This is a genomic window from Pseudomonadota bacterium (assembly GCA_030860485.1).
Taxonomy (GTDB): domain Bacteria; phylum Pseudomonadota; class Gammaproteobacteria; order JACCXJ01; family JACCXJ01; genus JACCXJ01.
In genome coordinates, this window is sequence record JALZID010000266.1 from 1 (window position 1) to 4,422 (window position 4,422).

The following is a 4,422-nucleotide window of genomic DNA, read 5'->3' on the forward strand; positions in this document are numbered from 1 at the left end:
TCCATCGCCTACTTGTCACCCGTCAACTACGAGAGGAGGATATGTTCAACACCGAACCCGCAACCACCGCAATGCACGGCTTGAATCCCAAGCCGTAAATCGTCCACGGAACGGGGGGAACTCCAATGTACTTAACCGTGCGTGAATATAGTGCTAATCTTGTAGAAGCGGCCGGGCGCTTGGTGGCCATGGCGAAGGAGCACGGGGGTCCCGATAACATCTCGGTAATGCTGGCACGGCCGCGCGCGCGGCGCCGGCCGTGGTGGGGCGGCCGGCTGCGCCGGTGGCTCGGTTAGAACAGCCTTAATCGATAAGAGGAGACAGGGGGGCGCTACTATGGCAAAACTCGTTCTCAGCCTCGGCGGGGCCTTCCAGGCGGAATTTCCCTTGAACAAAGAGCGCATGACCATCGGGCGCAAACCGGACAACGACGTCCAGGTCGACAACCTCGCGGTCAGCGGCAAGCACGCGCTCATCATCACCATCCTCGACGACTCGTTCGTCGAGGACCTGGGGAGCACCAACGGCACCTACGTCAACGGCAAGCTCATCAAGAAGCACGCGCTGCGGCACGGCGACGTGATGGGGATCGGCAAGCACGAGGTCAAATACGTCAACGAGCATGCCACGGCCGATGACGAGGAGCTGGAGAAGACCATCGTCATGAAACCGGGCTCGGCGAGCGCCGCGGCCGCGATTGCCAAGGCCCTGGGACGCGCGACGCCCCCGCCGGCACCCGCACCGGCGTCCCCCGCCGCCACGGCGCAGGCGCCCCGCCTGCCACTCGGGAAGCTGCACATCCTCACCGGCCCCATCGCCGGAAAGCAACTGGAGCTGACCAAGGCCTCCCTCACGCTCGGGCGACCCGGCGTGCAGGTGGCGGTGATCTCCAGGCGCGCCGAAGGCTATTTCTTGACGCACATCGAGGGACAAGCCGGCGGCTTGCCCAAGTTCCCCATCGTCAACGGCGACTCAGTCGGGCCGCGCAGCTACCAGCTCAGGAACCACGACGTCATCGAGTTGGCCGGGATCAAGATGGAGTTCGTCTCGGTATCCTGAGCCACCGGCGCCTTACGACCCAGGCATGGCCTAAGCCGTCCGCAAGCGGCACGGGCGCGTCGGGTTCATGGGCCACTCGCACAGATCGGCCATGAGGCACTCCCCGCAACGCGGCTTGTGGGCCGTGCAGATATAGCGCCCGTGCAGGATCAACCAGTGATGCGCGTCCTTCCGGAACGCCTTCGGCACCGCCCGCAAGAGGCGCTTCTCGACGGCGAGCGGCGTCCGGCCGGGTGCTAGGCCGGTACGGTTGGCGACCCGGAAGATATGGGTATCCACCGCGATGGTGGGTTCACCGAAGGCGGTATTGAGGACCACGTTGGCGGTCTTGCGCCCGACCCCGGGCAGGGCCTCGAGCGCGCCGCGTTGCGCCGGCACCCGACCGCCATGGCGTTCCACGAGGAGGGCGGACGTCTTGATGATGTTGCCGGCCTTGGCGTTGTAGAGCCCGATGGTCTTGATATGCTCGCGAAGCCCGTTGATCCCGAGGCGGAGCATCGCGGCCGGTGTGCCGGCCACGGCGAAGAGGCGCTCGGTGACCTTGTTGACGGCGACATCGGTGGCTTGCGCCGAGAGGATCACCGCGACCAGGAGCTGGAACGGACTCGAATAGCGGAGCTCGGTCGTGGGACGGGGATTGTGCGCCTTTAGGCGTTCGAATACCTCGAGGCGTGTGCGGGCGTTCACCAGGCCGACGCGACGCCATCATTCCAAGGGGGGCACCCCTTTGCGCGGACTCCTGTTCAATGCGGTTTTTGGTACACCAAGGGCGGCTTTTGGTGCACCAAGGTCAGAATGGTGCAAGCCAGCTCTTCCTGCCGATAGTGCCTGAAACCCGGCGCGATCGGCAAACCGTCCACGTCTGCGGTCTCCGCGATCCGCTCCAGCAGCATGAAACCCGCGGAGCCAATCCGGTCGATCCAGTCGCAGGCCTGGAGCCGATTGAAATATTGTACGTCGTTTCGAACAGGAGCTTCCAGGCCGGTCGGAGAAACGCAGATAAGTCTTGGGCGACTCGGTCGGGTCGTAATGCTGGAGATAATCGTCGATCCCGATCTGATGGATCATGTAACCGCCCGGTTTGAGGGTGCGGTGAAAATCGGCCAAGAGATCCTTGACGTTTCCGATGGGGACGTGCTCCAAGCAATGGAAGCTGAAGATCAGGTCGAAGGCGCCGTCCGCGAACTGTCGAGGGCTGCCGTCGGGTTCGATGACATAGCAGAGGCCCAAGGCATCGTACAGTGCCCCGAAGCTCGGCGCCGCGACGATCGTATCCAATCGGCCGACATCTCCCTTGAACCCGGCAGGGTGCTTTGAGCTTTCCGTCTGGAGCGCCGCCAACTGTCGGTTGTCCCAGACGTCGAGCATGGTGATGTGAAGATCGAAGTAGAGGCGCAGGTACAGCGAATACCAGTGCATCCATTCGGTGCCCAGCTCGAAGGCCTGGGCTTGCGCCGGGACGGCGCCATACTTCTTGCACAGAGCCACGAATAGATCCCCGCGCTCGACATAGACACCGATGCCGGTATTTTGTCGGGCACGCTGGCCCACGACATTGCCGATCGAGCGATAGGCCTTCTTGGTGGCATCGTTGAGCGAGAATGCCTTCAGGGCCAGCGCGGCCAGGACATACTTGACCATGGACAAAGTATACTACCCAACCCCACGAAAGCACGATGGCGAAGCACGATGGACTTGCCGTTACTGGTGCTGAAAAAGGGCGAGGAGCGCCGCCTGCGCGCCGGCCATCTCTGGGTCTATGGCAACGAGGTCGATGCCGGCGAGACCCCCCTGCACAGCTTCGCGCCCGGACAGCCGGTCGTGGTGCGGGCCAAGGCCGGTACGCTGCTCGGCACGGCCTATGTCAACCCGCACACGCTCATCTGCGCGCGCCTCGTGAGCGGGGACCCGGAAGAGCCGTTCGCAAGACCTCTCATCGTCCGGCGTCTGCAACAGGCGCTCGGTCTCCGGGAGCGGCTGTTCCGGGACCCCTATTACCGCTTGGTCTACGGCGAGGGCGATTTCCTGCCGGGGCTGATCGTCGATCGCTACGGCGGGATGCTGGTGGTCCAGTTCAATACGGCCGGAATGGAGCGCGCAGAGGCCGAGGTCATCGATGCACTCATGGAGGTCGTGGCCCCCGAGGTCATCCTCCTGCGCAATGATTCGCCAGCCCGCCGGATCGAGGGTCTGGATACCCACGTGCGCACGGCCTGCGGGGTGGTCCCGGAGGAAGTGGCCTTGACCGAGTATGGTGCGCGCTTCGAGGTGCCGATCGCCTGTGGTCAGAAGACCGGCTGGTACTATGACCACCGCGAGAACCGCGAGCGCATGCTGCGTTATGCGGGGGGCGCTCGGGTGCTCGATGCCTTCAGTTATCTGGGCGCATGGGGCATCGAGGCGGCCGTCGCGGGGGCCGAGCGCGTCGTCTGCATCGAATCTTCGCCGATCGCAGCCGCAAGCATCGCCCGCCATGCCGCCATCAACCAAGTTGCCGACCGGGTGGAGGTCGTGCAGGCGGATGTCTTCGATACCTTGAAGTCGTTCGATCGATCCGGCGTACGCTTCGACCTCGTGGTCCTGGACCCCCCGGCCTTCATCAAGCGCCGCAAGGACCTGGAGGAGGGGTCCCTCGCCTATCGCCGGCTGAATCTATTGGCGATGACGCTCCTAAGCGCCGGCGGGACGCTGGTGTCGGCGTCCTGCTCCTCCCACCTCGCGCCCGAGCAGTTCGTCGATGCGCTGCGGCGCGCGGCACGGCGGCTCGACCGCGACCTCCAGGTCATCGCGCAGGGCCACCAGTCCCCCGACCATCCCGTACACCCGGCGATCCCGGAGACGAACTACCTCAAGACGCTGTTCTGCCGCGTGCTGTGATGAGCGCAAGACCGACGGTATCGCTCAGCCTCGGCAGCGGCGGGGCGCGCGGCCTCGCCCACATCGGGATCATCGAGGCCATCGAGCAGGCCGGCTACGAGGTGCGCTCGATCGCCGGCGCCTCCATGGGCGCCCTGGTCGGCGGCATCTACGCCGCCGGCCGGCTCGATGTCTATACCCGCTGGGTCACGGCCCTGTCCCACATCGACGTCATCCGGCTCCTGGATTTCGCCTACGACCGCAGGGGGCTGTTCAAGGGCGAGAAGATTATCAACCTATTGAAGGACCTGATAGGCGATCACGAGATCACGCGCCTGCCGATCTCCTTCACCGCGGTCGCGACCGATCTAAAGACTCAAAAGGAGGTCTGGTTCAACCGCGGGCCGCTCTTCGACGCCATCCGGGCCTCGATCTCGGTGCCGACGATCTTTACTCCCTACGACTACCAGGGCATGCAGCTCGTGGATGGGGCCTGGGTCACCCCCA

At 64.5% G+C, this 4,422-nt stretch carries 5 protein-coding genes; 3 read left to right on the forward strand and 2 right to left on the reverse strand.

Annotated elements, in window-relative coordinates; all coding sequences use genetic code 11:
• Positions 1–336 precede the first annotated feature (336 nt).
• Positions 337–1,059 (forward strand): FHA domain-containing protein, encoded by a 723-nt coding sequence (locus M3461_16335; protein ID MDQ3775795.1) that lies wholly within the window; start codon positions 337–339, stop codon positions 1,057–1,059.
• Between the two features lie 30 nt (positions 1,060–1,089).
• Here M3461_16335 and nth read toward each other — a convergent pair whose 3' ends face one another.
• Positions 1,090–1,746, reverse strand: coding sequence for an endonuclease III (gene nth, locus M3461_16340; GenBank protein MDQ3775796.1), 657 nt, complete (start codon positions 1,744–1,746; stop codon positions 1,090–1,092).
• An 18-nt stretch (positions 1,747–1,764) separates the two neighbouring features.
• The gene (locus M3461_16345; GenBank protein MDQ3775797.1) at positions 1,765–2,700 is read right to left on the reverse strand and encodes a class I SAM-dependent methyltransferase; all 936 of its coding nucleotides are present in this window, start codon (positions 2,698–2,700) and stop codon (positions 1,765–1,767) included.
• Between the two features lie 48 nt (positions 2,701–2,748).
• On the opposite strand from M3461_16345, the gene M3461_16350 reads away from it, so the two are divergent.
• Both M3461_16350 and M3461_16355 read left to right on the forward strand, forming a co-directional pair.
• Positions 2,749–3,936 carry a class I SAM-dependent rRNA methyltransferase gene (locus tag M3461_16350; GenBank protein MDQ3775798.1) on the forward strand — a complete coding sequence of 396 codons (1,188 nt, stop codon included), beginning with the start codon at positions 2,749–2,751 and terminating at the stop codon, positions 3,934–3,936.
• Positions 3,936–4,422 (forward strand): patatin-like phospholipase family protein (locus M3461_16355; GenBank protein MDQ3775799.1); only part of this gene is annotated, 487 nt, incomplete at its 3' end. The genes M3461_16350 and M3461_16355, both read left to right, overlap by 1 nt.

Coding starts and splice junctions, on each gene's coding strand:
- M3461_16350 (MDQ3775798.1), top strand. CDS start 2,749: ATGGACTTGCCGTTACTGGTGCTGAAAAAGGGCGAGGAGCGCCGCCTG.
- M3461_16335 (MDQ3775795.1), top strand. CDS start 337: ATGGCAAAACTCGTTCTCAGCCTCGGCGGGGCCTTCCAGGCGGAATTT.
- M3461_16345 (MDQ3775797.1), bottom strand. CDS start 2,700: ATGGTCAAGTATGTCCTGGCCGCGCTGGCCCTGAAGGCATTCTCGCTC.